Origin of the sequence: Chlorogloeopsis sp. ULAP01 (assembly GCF_030381805.1) — a bacterium.
In the GTDB taxonomy this organism is placed as follows: Bacteria; Cyanobacteriota; Cyanobacteriia; order Cyanobacteriales; family Nostocaceae; genus Chlorogloeopsis.
Genome location: NZ_JAUDRH010000003.1, coordinates 465,748 through 484,703, shown reverse-complemented (window position 1 = coordinate 484,703; position 18,956 = coordinate 465,748). Strand labels below are relative to the sequence as shown.

16 protein-coding genes are annotated in these 18,956 nt (G+C 41.6%); 10 read left to right on the top strand and 6 right to left on the bottom strand.

What is annotated here, in order from left to right; all coding sequences use genetic code 11:
• Positions 1 to 475: 475 nt before the first annotated feature.
• From QUB80_RS08370 to murI, 3 genes are all read left to right on the top strand, one after another.
• Positions 476 to 2,404 (top strand): N-acetylmuramoyl-L-alanine amidase, encoded by a 1,929-nt coding sequence (locus tag QUB80_RS08370; RefSeq protein WP_289789036.1) that lies wholly within the window; start codon positions 476 to 478, stop codon positions 2,402 to 2,404.
• Between the two features lie 630 nt (positions 2,405 to 3,034).
• Positions 3,035 to 4,987 (top strand): N-acetylmuramoyl-L-alanine amidase, encoded by a 1,953-nt coding sequence (locus QUB80_RS08365; protein WP_289789035.1) that lies wholly within the window; start codon positions 3,035 to 3,037, stop codon positions 4,985 to 4,987.
• 207 nt (positions 4,988 to 5,194) lie between these two features.
• Positions 5,195 to 6,055 carry a glutamate racemase gene (gene murI, locus QUB80_RS08360; protein WP_289789034.1) on the top strand — a complete coding sequence of 287 codons (861 nt, stop codon included), beginning with the start codon at positions 5,195 to 5,197 and terminating at the stop codon, positions 6,053 to 6,055.
• Between the two features lie 69 nt (positions 6,056 to 6,124).
• Here the strand turns inward: murI and QUB80_RS08355 are convergent, their stop codons facing one another.
• Positions 6,125 to 6,301: a hypothetical protein gene (locus QUB80_RS08355; RefSeq protein ID WP_289789033.1), complete on the bottom strand. Its 177-nt coding sequence runs from the start codon at positions 6,299 to 6,301 to the stop codon at positions 6,125 to 6,127.
• 1,089 nt (positions 6,302 to 7,390) lie between these two features.
• Between QUB80_RS08355 and sds the strand changes: the two genes are divergently transcribed.
• On the top strand, positions 7,391 to 8,362 hold the full coding sequence (sds, locus tag QUB80_RS08350; protein ID WP_289789032.1) for a solanesyl diphosphate synthase: 972 nt from the start codon (positions 7,391 to 7,393) through the stop codon (positions 8,360 to 8,362).
• Between the two features lie 69 nt (positions 8,363 to 8,431).
• On the opposite strand, the gene QUB80_RS08345 is transcribed toward sds, so the two are convergent.
• Positions 8,432 to 8,929 carry a hypothetical protein gene (locus tag QUB80_RS08345; RefSeq protein WP_289789104.1) on the bottom strand — a complete coding sequence of 166 codons (498 nt, stop codon included), beginning with the start codon at positions 8,927 to 8,929 and terminating at the stop codon, positions 8,432 to 8,434.
• Between the two features lie 203 nt (positions 8,930 to 9,132).
• On the opposite strand from QUB80_RS08345, the gene hetZ reads away from it, so the two are divergent.
• The 5 genes from hetZ (at position 9,133) to gmk (ending at position 15,450) form a co-directional block, all read left to right on the top strand.
• Positions 9,133 to 10,323 carry a heterocyst differentiation protein HetZ gene (gene hetZ / locus QUB80_RS08340; protein ID WP_289789103.1) on the top strand — a complete coding sequence of 397 codons (1,191 nt, stop codon included), beginning with the start codon at positions 9,133 to 9,135 and terminating at the stop codon, positions 10,321 to 10,323.
• On the top strand, positions 10,316 to 11,287 hold the full coding sequence (locus QUB80_RS08335; protein WP_289789031.1) for a PatU: 972 nt from the start codon (positions 10,316 to 10,318) through the stop codon (positions 11,285 to 11,287). The genes hetZ and QUB80_RS08335 overlap by 8 nt, the downstream gene beginning before the upstream one ends.
• A 271-nt stretch (positions 11,288 to 11,558) precedes the next feature.
• Positions 11,559 to 13,883: a transglutaminase TgpA family protein gene (locus tag QUB80_RS08330; RefSeq protein ID WP_289789102.1), complete on the top strand. Its 2,325-nt coding sequence runs from the start codon at positions 11,559 to 11,561 to the stop codon at positions 13,881 to 13,883.
• Between the two features lie 528 nt (positions 13,884 to 14,411).
• Complete coding sequence (remA, locus tag QUB80_RS08325) at positions 14,412 to 14,678, top strand: extracellular matrix/biofilm regulator RemA (RefSeq protein ID WP_016879096.1); 267 nt, start codon at positions 14,412 to 14,414, stop codon at positions 14,676 to 14,678.
• A gap of 172 nt (positions 14,679 to 14,850) precedes the next feature.
• Positions 14,851 to 15,450, top strand: coding sequence for a guanylate kinase (gmk, locus tag QUB80_RS08320; RefSeq protein WP_289789030.1), 600 nt, complete (start codon positions 14,851 to 14,853; stop codon positions 15,448 to 15,450).
• A gap of 209 nt (positions 15,451 to 15,659) precedes the next feature.
• On the opposite strand, the gene QUB80_RS08315 is transcribed toward gmk, so the two are convergent.
• From QUB80_RS08315 to QUB80_RS08300, 4 genes are all read right to left on the bottom strand, one after another.
• A complete protein-coding gene (locus tag QUB80_RS08315) occupies positions 15,660 to 16,178 on the bottom strand; it encodes a photosystem I reaction center protein subunit XI (RefSeq protein WP_289789029.1) in 519 nt (172 codons plus the stop codon).
• A 326-nt stretch (positions 16,179 to 16,504) separates the two neighbouring features.
• Positions 16,505 to 16,678 (bottom strand): hypothetical protein, encoded by a 174-nt coding sequence (locus tag QUB80_RS08310; RefSeq protein WP_289789028.1) that lies wholly within the window; start codon positions 16,676 to 16,678, stop codon positions 16,505 to 16,507.
• A gap of 36 nt (positions 16,679 to 16,714) precedes the next feature.
• Positions 16,715 to 16,852, bottom strand: coding sequence for a photosystem I reaction center subunit IX (psaJ, locus tag QUB80_RS08305; protein ID WP_289789027.1), 138 nt, complete (start codon positions 16,850 to 16,852; stop codon positions 16,715 to 16,717).
• Positions 16,853 to 16,888: 36 nt separating this feature from the next.
• A complete protein-coding gene (locus QUB80_RS08300) occupies positions 16,889 to 17,386 on the bottom strand; it encodes a photosystem I reaction center subunit III (protein WP_016879099.1) in 498 nt (165 codons plus the stop codon).
• Between the two features lie 495 nt (positions 17,387 to 17,881).
• Between QUB80_RS08300 and tsaD the strand changes: the two genes are divergently transcribed.
• Entirely contained in the window at positions 17,882 to 18,946 is a 1,065-nt protein-coding gene (gene tsaD, locus QUB80_RS08295; protein WP_289789026.1) for a tRNA (adenosine(37)-N6)-threonylcarbamoyltransferase complex transferase subunit TsaD, read from the top strand.
• The last annotated feature ends 10 nt before the right edge of the window (positions 18,947 to 18,956 follow it).

Below are 18,956 nucleotides of genomic sequence, written 5' to 3'. Positions count from 1 at the left end.
CTAATTTATTTCCTCAGTTCTGATTTAGCGATTTTTCAAGCGCTTGAAAATTAGTCTTTACAAGTTTTAGCTCATCAGTTAACAAATGCTCAATTTAATCACTAATTGAATCAAAAACTAACAGTCAAAAAATCAAAGGATTATTTGCAAAATAAAGTATATTTTGATGTATTTGACTGCTATTGTTAATTTTGGTTATTTTTTGTTGGTGTAATCTAATGCTCATTGCAAACTAAATTCCCATACCTTTGTGGCAAAGTGAGCGGTAGAATCAATGCTAAAATTGCACACCATTGGCTTTAACTTTAATATGGTCGCAAAATTAACCATACAACAACAAAAGTTATGCCAATGCCAGCGACAAATTAGCTTAAATTACTCATTAAAGCGAAAAGTTGATGGTGACTACCTGAGGATTTACCAACACTTGTGATAAATTAACTGCTCCCTTAAATGCGACTCAGGAGAAAGCACTGTGAAAATACACTGGTTGATACCTGGTACTGTTTTAAGTATCTCCCTGTTATCGTCGCCTGCTGATGCAGCGAACCTGCAATCTTGGCGTTTTGATGCCGATCGAAATCAGTTGGAAATTAACACTGATGGGGCTGTTCAACCCACCGCACAATTGATTTTCAATCCGACACGCTTGGTGATTGATTTGCCAGGGATTAAGTTTGGACGTCCACAGCTTGTCCAAAATGTCGGTGGCGCAATTCGCGCTGTCCGAGTTGGACAATTTGACCCCCAAATCACGCGGGTTGTAGTCGAACTCAATCCCGGTTATACTCTTGACCCCCAAAAGGTAAAATTTGAGGGTATCAGTGCCAGTCGTTGGCGAGTGCAATTACCAAAGCCAGAACGTGAAGCAGCAGCACCACTAGCAAACAGAAATCTTTACAGTGTAGTAACTACAGAATCTCCCAATCCATCTGGGGAAAAGGAGACGATCGCCAAAACAACAGAAGCTGCAACTCAAATTGAAAACTTCCTAGCTACAGGAGATGGGTTTTTTATCCGTACTAGTGGCAGTGGTAAACCAGGAGTCAAAGTCAAACGCAGCGATGATCGCACCAATATTTACCTAGACATTTCTGATGCGGCTTTGTCACCAAATCTGGCGCGACGCGAGCTGCCAATTAATCGCTATGGTGTCAGTGATGTTCAACTTACACAGTTGGATACTTCAAAACCCACTGTTCGCCTAACAATGCGGGTAAATAGAAATAGCCCTGATTGGCGAGTCATACCTAGCGGTAGTAATGGTTTGGTAGTATTACCTCGTGGTGGAGTTAGTAGATTGCCTGCCAGTAGCACTTCTCGCCTTCCCAGACAAGAAGAGCAATCAAACTCTACCCCAACTAATCCATCTCCTCGCTCTTTGGAAACAGACTCGCCAGCCACTATTGAATCTGTGGAGTTGACTGGCAATGGTACACAGTTACTAATTAAAGGCGATCGCTCTTTATCTGCTACCAGTGGCTGGGATAGATCCTCGCTCATGTACCGGATCACTGTTAATAATGCTCGCCTCGCTTCTACAGTCAAAGGCCCTACATTAAACGACAGTAGCCCACTGCTGCGAATACGCCTGCGACAGCAAAATCCCAACACTGTCGCTATTTTTATTCAGCCTGCGGCAGGAGTGCAAATTAGGCAACTCAACCGACTCAACAGCCCTCTTTTGGCTTTAGAATTACAACGTTCATCAGGACGAATTCTACCTCCGATTGGCCGCTCACCTAGTCGGGTTACACCTCCGGTTGCTTTACCTCCCCTACCAAAACCCAATCCACGACCAATGTCAGAGGGTCAAGTTCCACCAAAACCCCGCCCTGCTGCACCCCCACGCCGAGCTGTCAATGGGCGAGTGGTAGTCCTGATTGATCCGGGGCATGGCGGTAAAGACGCAGGTGCGATCGGTATTGGGGGAACGCGAGAAAAAGATATCATCCTACCGATTAGTAAAAAGCTGGCGCAAATCTTACAACAAAATGGCGTGCAAGTTGTACTCACACGGAATTCTGACTATTTCGTCACCTTACCGGGAAGAGTCGCGATGGCAGAGCGCGCCAATGCTGATGTCTTTGTTAGTATACACGCCAATTCCGTGGGTTTAGGTCGTCCGGATGTGAATGGTTTGGAAACGTATTATTACGATACAGGTAATAGGCTAGCTCGCATTGTCCACAATAGCATTCTTAGAAGTGTCAATATCAGAGATCGGGGAGTCCGCAAAGCCAGATTCTATGTCCTCCGGAAAAGTTCTATGCCTTCCATTCTTGTAGAGACTGGCTATTTGACAGGACGAGAGGATATTACCAGGCTGCGAGCTACTTGGTACCAAAATCAAATGGCAGAAGCGATCGCTCGTGGTATTCTCCAATATCTCAAACAAAGATGATTCAACATATACTTTAAATTTCAGTGTTTATGCCGAAGCAACGCTACTTTTCTAGCAATTAAATATTGGTATTTACAATTCTTGCCTTGATGTTAATACACACATTTCCAAAAATTACGCAACATAAAACATTTCTTGCCACCTTAAATATCGTTGACGGAATTGACTGTTGTTGTTAATTTTGGTTATCTCTAGGAGTTAAATCCTGTACAAATTAACCATAATGTGCATATAAAGCTTTGTTGTTTCAGCCACTTTTGTACAATCCCGCTCGACTTGGATATTTGTTGTATCAGTTGTCGGAAACAGCAGACACAAGCTGAAACACCCAAGCCACATATAGTACTTATGTTGAATACCTAAGTCCTAATCACTTGGTGAGTATAACTTACTATTTATAGCGGCTCTATTTTTTCTGTCATCACGGCAGCAAAAAATCTGATTGTCATGCTAGAATTTGACGCCATTAGCTGTAACTTTATTAAGTACTACTTTCATGCTTGAATAAAGCATCAATCGATGTATGCGTATGCGGCATCAAAGCTAGGGTTTCAGTGGTAACGGTGTGAGGAATTGTCAAAGCTTTGATTAATTAACGATTCTCATAAATGTGAATCAGGAGAAAACATTGTGAAATTACACTGGTTGATACCTGGTACTGTTTTAAGTATCTCCCTGTTATCGTCGCCTGCTGATGCAGCGAACCTGCAATCTTGGCGTTTTGATGCCGATCAAAATCAGTTGGAAATTAACACTGATGGGGCTGTTCAACCCACCGCACAATTGATTTTCAATCCGACGCGCTTGGTGATTGATTTGCCAGGGATTAAGTTTGGACGTCCACAGCTTGTCCAAAATGTCGGTGGCGCAATTCGCGCTGTCCGAATTGGACAATTTGACCCCCAAATCACGCGGGTTGTAGTCGAACTCAATCCCGGTTATACTCTTGACCCCCAAAAGGTAAAATTTGAGGGCATCAGTGCCAGTCGTTGGCGAGTGCAATTACCAAAGCCAGAACGTGAAGCAGTTAGACAAGTACAATTACCAAAGCCAGAACTTGAGCCAATTGCTGCTGCACCTACCAGAAACCTTTACAGTGTGGTAACCGCAGACGCTTCAAATACCACTGTCAAAAAAGCAACAGTTGCTAGTGCTATTACCGGAGCGACACAAATAGAAAATTTACGGATAACTGGAGATGGGTTTTTCATCCGCACCAGTGGTGTTGTTCCTAAAGTGCAAGTAAATCGCACCCCAGAAAATAATATTAATATTGATATCCCTGGCGCAACTTTATCACCACGCCTAACTCAACGGGATGTAAGTGTAAATCGCTACGGTGTTAACAATATTCAATTCACAGAATTGGAAACAACACCACCAACAGTCCGCATGACAATGCAACTGAACAAAAATAGTCCGGATTGGCGGGCAAGTACAAGCGCTATTGGCGGTTTAATAGTTTTACCAAATACTAATCCAGTAAGATTGTCCAGAGATAATAATTCTCGCTCCACACCCAATACTAATCCAGTGAGATTGTCTAGGGATAATAGTTCTCGCCCCACCTCAGATAGTAACCCCATCCCTACAGCAACCACTGAGATGACAACAATTGAGGGTGTGGAACTGAGTGCTACTGGCAGACAATTAATTATTAAAGGCGATCGCAATATCTCAGCTAACGGTGGTTGGGATCGAACCTCTGGTCTTTTTCGCATCATTATTCCCAATGCTAAACTAGCTGCGCCTGTGAGAGGCCCTGTAATGGACGCTAATAGTCCTGTTCTGCGAGTACGCTTGCAACAAAAAGACGATCATACTGTTTATGTCTACGTCCAACCAGCAGCAGGAGTACAAATCGGGGAAGTTAACCAAGTTGGCGATCGGTTTGTAGCGCTTGATTTACAACGTAATCGGGCAGTCACACCCCCTACCGCTTTTCCACCCCTACCACAACCTAATCCTCAACCACTCTCAGGAAATAGCACAGATAATCCCGATGCAGTCGCACAGCCACAACCACCTCGTCCAGCACCCAGAGGACGAGTTGTTGTTGTTATTGATCCTGGGCATGGCGGCAAAGATTCCGGTGCGCCTGGATTAGGTGGGTTGCTGGAAAAAGATGTTGTTCTGCCTATCAGTAAAAGAATAGCAGCTGTTCTAGAACAAAATGGCATTCAAACTGTCTTGACACGCAATTCTGACTTTTTCGTAGAACTGCAAGGACGAGTGGATATAGCAGAGCGTGCTAATGCAACTTTGTTTGTCAGCGTTCATGGAAATGCCATTGATAACCGTCCTGATGTCAATGGACTCGAAGTTTATTATTACGACAGTGGCTACCGTTTGGCTGAGGTAGTTCGCACTACTATTCTCCAAAATATCCCTACTCTTAAAGACCGAGGAACGCGAAAAGCCAGATTTTACGTCCTCAGGAAGAGTTCTATGCCCTCAATTTTAGTGGAAACAGGTTACATGACTGGTCGAGAGGATAATCCTCGCTTAGGAAACCCAGAATATCAAAATCGAATGGCAGAAGCAATAGCCCATGGTATTATTAAATACTTACAACAAAGATAAAAGTCTAGTAAAAATTACTAAATAAGGGAGACGGCGAGTAGTTGGTAGGGGCGGGTTTAGAAGATAATTTATCGGTTTGAACCGAAAGTTAATTAACAAAACCCGCCCGTACAGTAGTTGGTTGTTTACCACTATCTACTAATTATTAACCCATATCCCTACAAAATCCTGTATCTTAAATCAAAACTCTCACCTCAAAAGCTGCCTGTGATTCCAACCTCTATATTTGAAGGCAATTTATACGATTTTTCCCAACAACCCCAACGTGCTCCAATTGGCATTTTTGATAGCGGTGTGGGTGGGTTAACAGTATTACGACAACTGTATCGACAACTTTCAAATGAATCAGTCATTTACTTTGGAGATACAGCCAGACTTCCCTACGGAATTCGTTCGCAAGCGGAAATTATACAGTTTGTTCGTGAAATCCTGAACTGGATGCAACAGCAAAAGGTCAAAATGGTTATTATGGCTTGCAACACTAGTTCTGCTCTTGCTCTAGAAACAGTGCGTCACGAATTTACCATCCCAATTCTGGGACTGATTCTACCAGGAGCAAGGGCAGCAGTTGAGCAAGGAAAGCGTATAGGCATCATTGCTACTCCAGCAACAGCTAAAAGCAATGCCTACAAGCGTGCTATTGTTGAAATAAATTCAGAAGTGCAAGTTTGGCAAGTCGGCTGTCCAGAATTTGTGCCGCTAATTGAGCAAAACCGTATTCACGATCCTTACACTACTGAGGTAGCACGTTCCTACCTAGAGCCTTTACTAGATCAGCAAATAGACACTCTAGTCTATGGTTGTACCCATTATCCCCATCTGGCTCCAGTATTGCGATCGCTTCTTCCCACTTCTGTCAAACTAGTTGATCCAGCCGTTCATGTGGTGGCTGCGTGTAGCCAAGAATTAGACTTACTTGGGTTAAGAAATACTCACCCACCTTTGCCTACCCGCTTCTTCGTCAGTGGCTGTCCCCAACAGTTTGCTCAAACTTCAACCCAGTGGCTCGGCTGTACTCCGATGGTTGAGGTAGCCTGTTTCTCTGATGCTGCAATTTCCAGTAATTAGTCACTAACCTAAATTTATGTCAAAAGTTCCCAGTCATTAAACTAGGAACTCTTGACGATTGACTGTTATCTAGCGTACACTACTGATTTCAGTTACCTTTGGCTGTACTGATGCTTCCTGGCTATAGTTTTCATTAGCAGACAAACCAGCACTGGCAGAAGTACTTTTTTTTCCTGCTCGCTTCGCTAGTGCGATTAATAAATAGACTGTCAACAAATATCCAGAAGCCAACATAAAAATCATCATAGGCATCTTCCCGCAAATCATTTTGTACCAGTGCCTCTATGAAAAGGAATATAAATTGAATAAAATTAGCAAGAATTCAGCAACTAAATGAGTGACTTAGTTGCTTGAAATTTACATACCAAGCTAGCGGTAGAATTTTAATTTTCTCCGCTCAACATATTATGGTTTCCTATGATTTTTGTCAGACTACGCATACCACAGCAATTAGATAACTTTAAAGAAATCTTTCTGCTGCTTTAACAGTCTACTTAGTCTGCTTCAATGAAGGCGTACTTCTTGGATAGGAGCAACACTGACACGCAAAAGCGCTGAAGATGTTGAATTACTTTGCTTCCTCTAAGGGAAACCTACAGCTCCTAACCATAAAGATTCAAAACCACAGAATCAACCAATAAAATTATTTTCTTGGTTTTACCTGCGACTATTTTATTTAGGTTCACAAACCAGATAAGCAAAAACACTTAGTGCTTTCTTCTTTTTCTGGAGGTGAATACCGAAAAATTTAAAATCCCTCAATTTTAGGTTAACACAACAGCCCTGATTTTTCAGGTGACTTTTCTAGGAAATTAAAAAATTTCTGAACAAATACGTACATAAACTATGAATTTTAATTTATTGACAAAAATTTTATGTAACGGCATGGGGGGAATTAATCATAAGTATTTCTATGATGGTGACTAGTTTTACTAATGAAGTTTCTGAATAAATGATTTTTTGTGAAAAAATCTCTCTCTAAAGCACAAAAATTGTGGCTACGTAATTTTACTTGTATAAAATACTAAAAATTTACACTAATAAAATGATTTTAAAATTTTGATAAAAGTTTTCCCATTCTCCAAAGTTTACCGTCTGAGAACCTAGTTCATTTTTGGGTAATATGGGGAGCGAATTTAAATTCCCCACTGTTCTTACTGTCTTGGTAAATCTAACTTTAGATAGAGAATGGTGTAATTGTGTTGTGTTTTGTAGGCGATCGCGAGATAGAAACACAAGTATTGCTTAACGAAAACTTTGCGCTAGCACAGGGTTATCTTAGAATAATTATAGGATATGTAAACTTTCGTAACTTAAGCCATAGTCCGCCCATCCATGACCCCAGCTACCTCCCTCTTTTACCCAGTGGAAGCAGACCTGCAAATACTAGCAGATAACCTCAAACAGCTAGTTGGGAATCGTCACCCCATCCTCTGTGCAGCAGCCGAACACCTATTCGGAGCTGGGGGAAAACGTATCAGGCCAGCAATTGTCCTTTTGATATCACGGGCAACGATGCTGAATCAAGACATTACACCACGTCATCGTCGTTTAGCCGAAATTACAGAATTGATTCACACCGCAAGCTTAGTACACGACGATGTGATTGATGAATCACAAATGCGGCGTGGGGTAGCCACAGTCAATAGTTTATTTAATAACAAAGTTGCTGTATTGGCAGGTGATTTTTTCTTTGCCCAAGCTTCCTGGTACTTAGCCAATTTGGACAATTTGGAAGTCGTGAAATTACTGTCAGAGGTGATTATGGATTATGCCGTCGGTGAGACGCAGCAGGCACTAAATCACTTTCATACAAGTATTTCCATCGAGACTTACCTGAAAAAAAGTTATTACAAGAGCGCTTCAATTATTGCTAACAGTTCCAAAGCTACTGGTGTTCTCAGCGAAGTTTCCCCAGAAACAGCCGAACACTTATACGATTATGGGCGCCATCTTGGTTTAGCGTTTCAAATTGTTGATGACATTTTAGATTTTACGAGTTCTACAGATACTCTGGGTAAACCAGCAGGTTCTGATCTCAAAAGCGGTAATTTGACAGCACCCGTATTATTTGCTCTAGAAGAAAAACCTTACTTGGAAGTACTGATTGAACGAAAGTTTGCTCAAGACGGTGACTTAGAACAAGCAATGGCACTGATTTATGACAGCCAGGGAATCCAAAGAGCACGAGATTTGGCATCTCACCATGCCAAGTTAGCAGTTGAACATATTGGGGTGCTTTCACCTTCAGAATCACGTCAAGCATTGATTAACATGGCTGACTATGTGCTGAGTCGGCTTTATTAGAGACTAGGGACTAGGGACTAGGAATGAAAATATTTTTATACCAGCATTTAGTCCCTAAACTCTAATTAATCAAGCGATATCGGGAGGTACTTGAGTACGGCTGCGATTAGGTTGCAGTAATTGTTTCACTAGATTTTGCAAGTCAACGCGCTTGATTTCGATTTCGCTTGTATTTGTTTTAGACGTGCTAGTACTACGGTCAAATTTAGTATTTAAAAAAACTATACTATCTACGGGTTCTAACGCCATTAATTGAAACAAAATGTGGGTGACAGGCATAGGGGTAGCCATTACCTGAGGGTCAAGCCCAGCACCATAAGAAGCGGGAATATCCTGTAAGGTAGAAAAAGCATATACGACCCGCTTTTGTTGTTGTGGATTTCCACGGTTGCTCAAGGTAGTTACAACCCACTCCTGATCCAGGTTTTGGAGAATATAGTAGTTAGAGTGGCTTAACTGTTGAGCGATCGCACTGAGAGCGGGAGCGATAGCCGCAACCAGTTTTGGTGTTCTACCATCTTTTGGTGCATTTTCAATCAACAATTGAATTTGTGCTTCTAAATTCATAATTACCTGTAACGGCTTTTCGGTATTGGCAATAACTTCAATGGCTGTGCCAACAATCAAACAATAATTGGGAATCGTAAATCCAGCCACATCCTTAAGTTAGGATTACCTGCGTTTAGCTTACACGCAAAGCTCCTAACCCAATACTCCTAGCCATACAGGTTGTAAATGCTTAATTTTAGGGACACTTTAAACACGAGATGATAAAATCAGCCGCAACCACAACTATTCAGGGAGAAGTTTCTATTGGCGTGGAGGCGATATTTCCATTCCTATTTCAAGAACTTCAGCAGTCAACCAAAGCTTCTCAACAGAACTGTCGCGCAGTAGCGATGCGGATTGCAGCTGAAGTCTACCGGATTTGCCATGAAAGCAAACGCATTCAGGCTTCCGGTTCTGTAGAAAACTCAGCAATGGCTCTAGCTAAACATCGCCTGCAACAGTGTCTGAGGTACTATCAGTTGGGTTCAAATCGGGGTAGGGTTGAATTACACAGTACATTAAGTGCAATTATTTATCGCTACATCAATCCGCCCCAACGACAATTGAGCTATCAGGGGCGACTGACAGTTATTGAAGATTTTCTACAAAGTTTTTATCTAGAGGCATTAAATGCTTTTCGGCGAGAGAATCAACTAGAGGCGAGCTATCGTCCTCAGACACTGCTGGAACTCGCAGAGTACATGGCATTTACCGAGCGCTACGGCAAGCGACGAATTCCCCTGCCAGGGCGTCAGCAGCAATTAATCATCCTCCGAGCACAAACGTTCTCACAACAGCAACCCCCAGAAACTTGTGTAGACATAGAGCAAGCCGCAGAAGGTAGTGGAAATGAAGCCGATGGCTCTTGGGAAGATCCAGCAGTACAGCAATTACGAACTGCAATGGCGACACAACCAGAACCAGAAGCTCAAGAAGAGACATTGCGATCGGTTGTGATCACAGAATTAATGAATTATCTGGAAGAACGGCAACAGAATGATTGTGCTGATTATTTCGCCCTCCGACTTCAAGATTTATCAGCCCAGGAAATCGAGACTATCTTGGGTTTAACCCCCCGTCAAAGAGATTATCTACAGCAACGCTTTAAATATCATTTAATTCGATTTGCTTTATTGCATCGTTGGGAATTAGTTCACGAGTGGTTGGAAGCAGATTTGCACACCAACTTGGGTTTAACTCCCCAACAATGGCAGGTATATACTGAACAACTTGACGAAAAGCAGCGGTGTTTATTAGAACTGAAGCAACAGGGACAACCTGATGAAAGAATCGCTAAAACTCTAGGATTGTCAATGGCACAACTTCAGAAACGCTGGTTTAAAATTCTTGAACAAGCTTGGGAAATTCGTAACTCCCTAGTATCCGGATCGGGTGCTTCTACTAATGAATAGTGACTCAGAATCCTTACAAAACTATTTTTTATCTTGGTTATTGACAGATTCTGACAACCCAAGAGATTTTAATAAAGTAGAACGTAAGGACACCCACGGAGCGGAAAACCCTCTCCAGAGAGCTACTGCATTTCCAAGTAGTTCTCAAGAGTCGGAATTAAAGCTCCAGAACTTTCGATTGGGAGAAATTCCTACTGTGCAAGAACGTTTTCAAGCTGTTCTCAAACGTCGGCTCCAAAGTCAAACTGAGAGCCAACCACCTTTATTTCCTTGGGAAACTCAAATCACGGACTATCCGGAGTATTTAGACGAGCCAGCTGTTGTATTAGTTCCTACTTGGGGGTGGGCAGCACAACAGTCGAATCTCGATCTGCCAATACTTCTACCGGATAGTATTTTCCGGCAATTGCTTGATAAATGTCAAGCATTGATAACATCTTCGTCGCTGTTAGGGCCAAAATTAATTCAGGCTGTAGAAAACTTTTTCCCTAACGAATTCCAAACATTAAACAATTTGGCTGGAGTGGTGCTAACAGGTGCGACTCGTAGTAAAAAAATCAAGTTGCCATCATTGGCAGGCGACTATGCGGATTTACAGCCACGCCAGCAGATGTTGTTGTCATTGTTGGCAGCAAAACAACTGCTAGAGAGTCTGACTCTGTATGTTTCAAACACTGAACCTTTAGTCAGACAATGGCTAACTAGCTTAGGTGTTTTAAACTTGAGTGTAGAATACCAACTTCAAGGTCAAGTAGGTACACTCAGGGTTCAAGGTGATTTACCCTCCAAAGGGTCAATAAAAATTCAAGGAAATGGCTCGCAAATTAAAGCACAGAGTTCAACTCCAGGTTGCTTGAGTGTCGAACTAGGTGGCGTGCAGCTCAACCAAACTTACACTCTGACAATAGAGTTGAAAGAAATAGATCAACAGCCATTGTCGTTTGTGATTATTCCCACCTCGTAGCCGAAAAGTGCCATCGCTAGCACTAAAACTGAATTTAAAGCTATTGTTGTGAGATTTAGTATCATCCTGGTTCTAAAACCAAGTTAATTTTTTAAGAAACAGTTATTAGGGCGTCTACAAGCAGCTGCAATGAAAAAGCAACTTTTGATGCGAGGGAGTACGGTGTATCTCACTCGCATTGTGCTAGTACTGTATCAGTAGTGTTGACACAGTTACTGTGCTCAATATCACCATCAGTTGCTTTTTAATCACAATGTTTAACTTTTCCAGGATGAGTTCGCTTTGGCGTCTACCTTTTGGTAATAAATGGCGGCAAACAATGTCGCAGTCGCCTTTGGCAGATGTTGAAGATTCAATTACCTTCAGGGTGCTAGTGCTAGCGTTGGTAATTATGGGTGTTGTGGCAACGGATATTGCCGCAGAGACTAAATTCACTTTGTGGGCATTACCCTTGAGTTTAGTGGGTGGAATTTGGAGCTATTACCGTCGCTGCGATCGCAATATTTCGGTCAAATTCTGCATTGCCATTGGAATGTTAGTGGCACTAGGTGCTTTTTTGGGGCGATTGGTGGGAGAATCAAATGATACGCGACTGGCTTTGGCAGAATTATTAATCCAACTGCAAGTACTGCACTGTTTTGATATGCCCCGTCGCAAAGACTTGGGTTATTCAATTGTGATCGGGCTAATTCTATTAGGGGTGGCAGCTTCGCTCAGTCAGACTTTAGCGTTTGCTCCCATACTGCTATTATTTTTAGCGATCGCCCTGCCGACTTTAGTGCTAGATTATCGTTCCCGGCTCGGTTTAGAGAATTTAAAGACTGAGCATGAACACTTCCAACAGAGGAATTCCCAAAAATCCGGGAATTCCTCTTTTAATTTTAGATTTCTAATTTTGAATTTTTTGATAGTTGTTGGACTCGGTTTAGCAATTTTTGCTGTTTTACCCCGCTTGCCTGGTTATCAGTTGCGGATGTTTCCAGTCAGTTCTGCGATTAACGTCAAAGGTAATTTTACAGGGCGTAGCATTATCAATCCCGGTTATGTGCGCCAAGGGAAAAATCAGAATCAAGGCAATGGTGGTAACGGCACAGAAAACGGCAATGGTGGTGGCAAACCGGGACAAGTAGATGATAGTTTTTATTACGGTTTTAATAGTCAGATGAACCAAAACCTGCGGGGTGAGATGAAACCCAAGGTAGTGATGCGGGTGCGATCGCAGGTAGAAGGTTTTTGGCGAGTACTAGCATTTGATCGTTACACAGGTAAGGGATGGGAGATTTCGCGCAATGAGCAAGTCAAACGCATCAAGCGATCACCTTGGAGTTATCAAATTTTTCTCAATCTACTAACCAGTATTGCTAAAACCAAAGAAGTAGTGCAAACTTATACGGTGGTGTCAGATTTGCCTAACTTGATTCCAGCAATGGCATATCCCAAAGAAATTTACTTTCCGACACCAATCATTGCAGTAGATCCAGAAGATGGGTTGCGAGCACCTGTAGGATTATCAGAAGGCATGACTTACACTGTCATTTCCCAAGTGCCGTACCGTGATCGGACTTTGCTAGGAAAAGCCTCGACTAAATATCCACAAAGTTTTAAAGATTACTATTTACAAATACCCTCAGAAATCGCCGAAAAAGTACGCAAACGTACAGAAGAAATATTAGCTAACTACAATCAACAAAAGGTAAGTCAGTCAAATAAATCGCTAGATTCTACCTATGAAAAGGTTCTTTATTTGGCTCAGTACTTAAAGCAAAACTATCAAATTCCAGACAATCCTTTAGACTTACCTTATTTAGCAGAAAACGAAGACTTAGTAGAAGCTTTTTTGTTTAAGCACAAAGGTGGTTATCCTGACCATTTTTCCACAGTGCTGACGGTGATGCTGCGTTCTATTGGTATTCCCGCTAGGTTAGTAGCCGGGTTTGCATCTGGAGAGTTTAACGCGTTTACCGGGATGTATGTCGTCCGCAACACCGATGCTTATGCAATGACAGAAGTGTATTTTCCTAAATACGGCTGGTTTGCTTTTGATCCTATTCCCAATCATCCTTTAATTCCTCCATCTATAGAAGAAATTCAGACTTTTAGTGTTTTGCGTCAATTTTGGAATTGGATTGCTGGGTGGTTACCATCTCCGGTAACAGGATTACTTAACAATATATTTAGGATAATATTCACCTGGATCAGCAAAGTTTTTTATTGGTTTGTATCACTATTCTTCAAAGGTTGGCTGGGAATTTTCACGGGTTTAATCTTGGCGACAATCATATCTTTTTTAGGTTGGCTGGCTTGGAGTCTGTGGCGAGAATGCTTCCATCGCCTTGCCTTGAGAAAATTACCGCCAATGGAAAACCTTTATCAACAAATGCTGTTGTGGGCAAATAAAAAAGGTTTAAGCAAGCATCCTGCACAAACACCGCTTGAGTATGCCAAAGTTTCATATCAACATCACTCAGTAGAAACAGCTGAGGTAATAGATGACATCTGCCAAGCCTACGTTAGCTGGCGTTATGGTGGTTATAACCCTGATTTGCACAGACTGCGACAAAGATGGCAACAAGTCAACTCGCGCAGCGACAAGTGATATTATCTCCGTCAAAATGCCCATCATAAAATAACCTCACCCCAGCCTGCTCTTTACCAAAAAGAGGGCTGGAGTGAGTTAGCGTATAAACAAATCGATTAATGCCTTGAACTAGAGAACAATTGATTGCAGGAAAGCACTACAGCCGATTGAATCTTCACAATTAGACTGATGAAATTATTTTCTCTTTTAATGTGACCATAAATCAGCGTTTTTGTGAAGTAATTATATATTCTCTAAATGTCTAATATTAATTTATTTGTATTGTACTTGTTAGGAAACTAATTAAATAGTTCAAGTTGAAGCATTGAATTTGTAAAACCTTTTAAATAGCTTGAATGGTCTTATTTTACCTATATCTTGAGTATGATTTTTAGATGAATTATCTGAGAAATAGCTAAAAAAAGCGTTTCTTATTTAAAAACAAAAGCTAAGGTGAAAATAGACGTTGTAAGTGCAATTTTTTGGGGATAACATGGAAATTAGTTATTTATAAGCTTCTCACACCGCATTTGGTGTCAGTTTTTTATGGACATTCAGTTAATCAACATCGGTTTCGGCAACATTGTTTCTGCTAACCGAGTAGTTGCCATTGTCAGTCCAGAGTCTGCCCCGATTAAGCGGATTATTACAGATGCACGAGATCGAGGCCAACTTATTGACGCAACTTACGGTCGCCGTACCAGGGCTGTAATTATTACTGATTCCAGCCATGTTATTCTTTCGGCGATTCAGCCAGAAACGGTAGCGAATCGGTTTGTAATTTCCCGCGATCATCATGTGGTAGATAATTAAATTAAGGTGGGTTAAACACTTACCTCTATTGGTGCGGTATCAGCAGTAACATGTGAATTAGACAAGTTTTTGTCACTCATGCTACAAAAACCATTAGTCAACAGTCTCTTGCCAACTCCAATAGACTAATGACCAATGAATAGTTTTATTGATTAATTCACAGGTTAAGCGGATGATGCAAGTTTTATTCTCTAAGAGTGGTGCTAATACCAAAGAATGCCCTTCCTCTGGCAAGCTAATTGTCTTGACAGGGCCTAGTGGTGTAGGTAAAGGTACTTTAATGCGATCGCTTCTGCAGCGTCATCCAGAACTGTATTATTCTGTTTCTGCTACCACTCGTTCTCCTCGTTCGGGAGAAGTAGATGGCAAGGATTACTACTTTATTAGCCGCAGCAAATTTGAACAATTAGTAGCGGCTGGTAAATTTTTGGAATGGGCAGAATTCGCTGGTAACTATTACGGTACTCCCAGCGAACCAGTGATTGACCAAATTTGTTCTGGCAAATTGGTTGTTTTAGAAATTGAGCTAGAAGGTGCACGACAAATTCGTCGCTCCTTTCCTAGCGCTCTTAGTATATTTATTCTGCCGCCGTCTTTTAATGAATTAGAGAAACGGATACGCAGTCGGGGACAAGATTCACAAGAAGCGATCGCCCGCCGTTTACACCGTGCTCAAGAAGAAATCAATGCTGCCAATGAATTTGATATTCAAATCGTTAATGACGATTTTGAAACAGCTCTCAATTCTATAGAAGCAGTTTTGTTTGGTTAGTTATTTACTGCTAAAGAATCACCTGATTCTTTTTATGAAAAACTCAAAAAGGACACAAAGAAAAAGCAATGCCTGATCTCTGTGTCCTTTAGTTTTTGTTAGTAGGGGCGGGTTTATTATAGATACTTTATTCTCACAAAGAGAATGTGGTTAAAACCTGCCCGTACAGTAATTGGTGATTTACCACTATCTACTAACAAATCACTAAATTAACCAAACAAACCTTGAATTAGTCCCAAATTGGTAGTTAAAAAGTAGGCTGTTACTGCACCGCCAATACCACCAATTAAGAAAGCACTAGCAAAACCATTCCAGCCTTCATTGGATTGGAAAGCTTCAGGAGGATTCGGTATAGTTACACTCTTAACTGGCTGAGGAGGATTGCTATTAGCATAAAGAGATAAGGCACCAGTCAAAATCACAATTAAGCCCAAAGCTCCAAGTAAGCCAGCTAAGTTAGCATTAACCGTGTTCCGCAGCGGGCCTAATTTAGCAAAGGGGCCAAAAATCCAGTAACCATGAGCCATGCCTATTTCTAAACCCCTTCTAAAGGTAGTAATTCCAGGGCGATAGGCTGGTAAGTTACCAATGAACCACTTCACAAAGGGAGAAGAATTAATTGGTGTTTCTAGGTTCCCAACTTGTGGATCGCGGAATGCTGGAAAAACTACTTCCCTATTTCTGGGATCGCTTGGAGAATTTTTTGATGCATCAACTGCTTGCGCCATATTTGATTTTCGCCTCTAAATAATATGGTGGCAACATTTTATATTAATAATAATCCTAGTTTGATATGTTATTTGAACGTTAAGTTTAGAAAAATTAATTTAGTTATCTATATTTATTTTTAAGGATGTGAAAAGTTTATGCTGTTTCCAGCATTACAAGATTAAAAAAGAAAATTTTTTACTACCTATTGTGAATTAATTCTTTTTAAATACTGCTGTTATATAATTATATAGTTAGTAGTTAATAGTTAGTAGCTGATTGCTATTAGTTTTGACAACCATCCACTAACCCTCCGGGTACTCTACCTTGAAGCCCTTCGGGTACTCTACGAGAAGCCGCCTTCGGCGTCTACGCCAGTCACCTGTGGAGGAGGACAGTCCGTTGCCAACAGAAGCGCCGTACGGGGGTTTCCCCCGTTGGGGCGACTTCGGAGGGTTCCCCCCGTTGTAGGAACTGTCCGTTGGAAACCCTCCCGCGGTGCTGGCTCACCACTAACCACTCATCATTATCTCAACTATGAAAAACCGTTAGCAATTTATGGTAACGGATGGAAAAGCAGGTCAGGAAAAAAGCGATTAAATTCAATTAAAATTCCTGCTGTAATGAACAGCCAGATTGTTGTGATTACTGGTGCTGTACTCAGAAACTTTAAGAAAGGACTTTGGTTACTCATGAATTAATCTCCAATTAGTGAATAAGTACAGCTAAACTAACGTGGTGAAACAGGAATTTCTTCATCTTTTGCTGTTAATTCACCAGAAAGCAACTCTTTAATTGCTGCTGCTGGCCAAGCAAATCCGGATAGCATAATTGGCAATGCCAAAGGAACTTCGATTTGGATTTCTTTTTGTTCGACATCGCCTCCTTGTTTCTTGATTGTTTGTAGATAAGCGCGACCTACCCAACCAATCCAGCCTGCAATATACAAAAATAGAATGCTGGGGATCAAAAAGTCGCCAGCACGATCCAGACGACCATCAACAATCAAGTGAGGTAAACCTTCTGGGCCACATAAAGCCTGAGAATAACGCTCAAATCGCTTTTGACCAGATTGTGGATCGGCTGTAGTATTGCGAGCAACTTGTGCTCGCTGTTGGAAAGCAGGAGATTCACTACAAGGAACGAGATCTGCCCCTAGTGCTTTCGCAGACGGAGCAAAGTTAAACCAAAGAAAAATCGCTAAAATCAAAGCAAACAAGCGTCGCATGGAATTGTTTCCTTTTCTGACGAAACAAATATATTTCTTGTACAAAACGAAGCGGCTTGTACAATTTTGATTTGCAGAACTATCAAGTCATTATAGTTTCATAAAATATCGGTAAAAGCTGAGATTACCTTTATTTTATGTTTATGGGATTTATACCCAATGGCTGAACCATGACAGCCTTTTTCTAACTGCGGTGAGCAAGAATTGTGTCCATTTCTAACTCACTTTTTGGGCAGCATCTTTAATTTTAAAGACTAATAGAAATACAAAGTTTCCATTTTGTCTTTTTGTGAGTTTGTGGAGGGGAATCCACAATTAAAACAGGATCAACTAGGCTTTTGACAGAAGTTAATCTGATCAATATGCCTGTATTTCCTGTTATTTTGTCGGGTTTTGAGTCTAAGGCAATCATACTCTTGCCTGTGAACCGAGTAAAGTTGAAGTAAATAAAAGTTAAAGTTTCTCAAACTAGTCTTTATTAGGCGTAACTGTGTAATGACAACCGTTTTAGCAATCGAAACCAGCTGTGATGAAACTGCTGTCGCAATTGTTAGCAATCGTCTACTGAGAAGTAGTATCATTGCCTCTCAGATTTCTGTTCATAGTCGGTATGGGGGGGTAGTGCCGGAAGTAGCTTCAAGGCAGCATTTAGAAACAATTAATGAAGCGATCGCTCAAGCAATGGAACAAGCCCAACTTGGCTGGGAGGAAATTGATGGAATCGCTGCCACCTGTGCGCCTGGGCTAGTGGGGGCATTGCTGGTTGGCTTAACTGCTGCCAAGACTCTAGCCATGCTGTACAATAAGCCATTTTTAGGCGTTCATCACCTAGAAGGACATATTTACGCGACTTATCTGAGCGAGCCTGCACTCAATCCTCCTTTTCTGAGCTTACTTGTTTCCGGTGGACACACAAGCTTGATCTACGTTAATGATTGTGGTGATTACAAAACTCTGGGTGAAACCCGTGATGATGCTGCTGGTGAGGCTTTTGATAAAGTAGCGCGTCTATTGCAATTGGGGTATCCAGGTGGCCCTATTATTGATCGTTTAGCGCAACAGGGAAATCCCCAGGCATTTAGCTTGCCGGAAGGAAAAGTTTCCTTACCTAGTGGCGGGTATCATCCCTATGATGCAAGTTTTAGTGGTTTAAAAACAGCTGTATTGCGGTTGGTACAGCAGTTGGAAAAACAGCAGAAACCTGTACCAGTAAAGGATGTGGCAGCTAGTTTTCAGGATACAGTAGCCCGATCACTTACCAAACGAGCGATCGCCTGTGCTCTCAACTACGGTTTGGATACTATTGCTGTTGGTGGTGGTGTAGCAGCCAACAGTGGTTTAAGACAACACTTGCAAACAGCAGCAGCAGCCCACAACTTGCGCGTATTATTTCCCCCCTTAAAATTTTGTACTGACAACGCCGCCATGATTGGGTGTGCTGCGGCCGATCATCTTAACCGAGGACACATATCTCCTTTGACACTCAGCGTCCAATCTCGACTGGGGCTGACAGATGTGATGCAGTTATATCAACAAAAGAACTTAGAACACACAACTTAAGTAGTTTAGA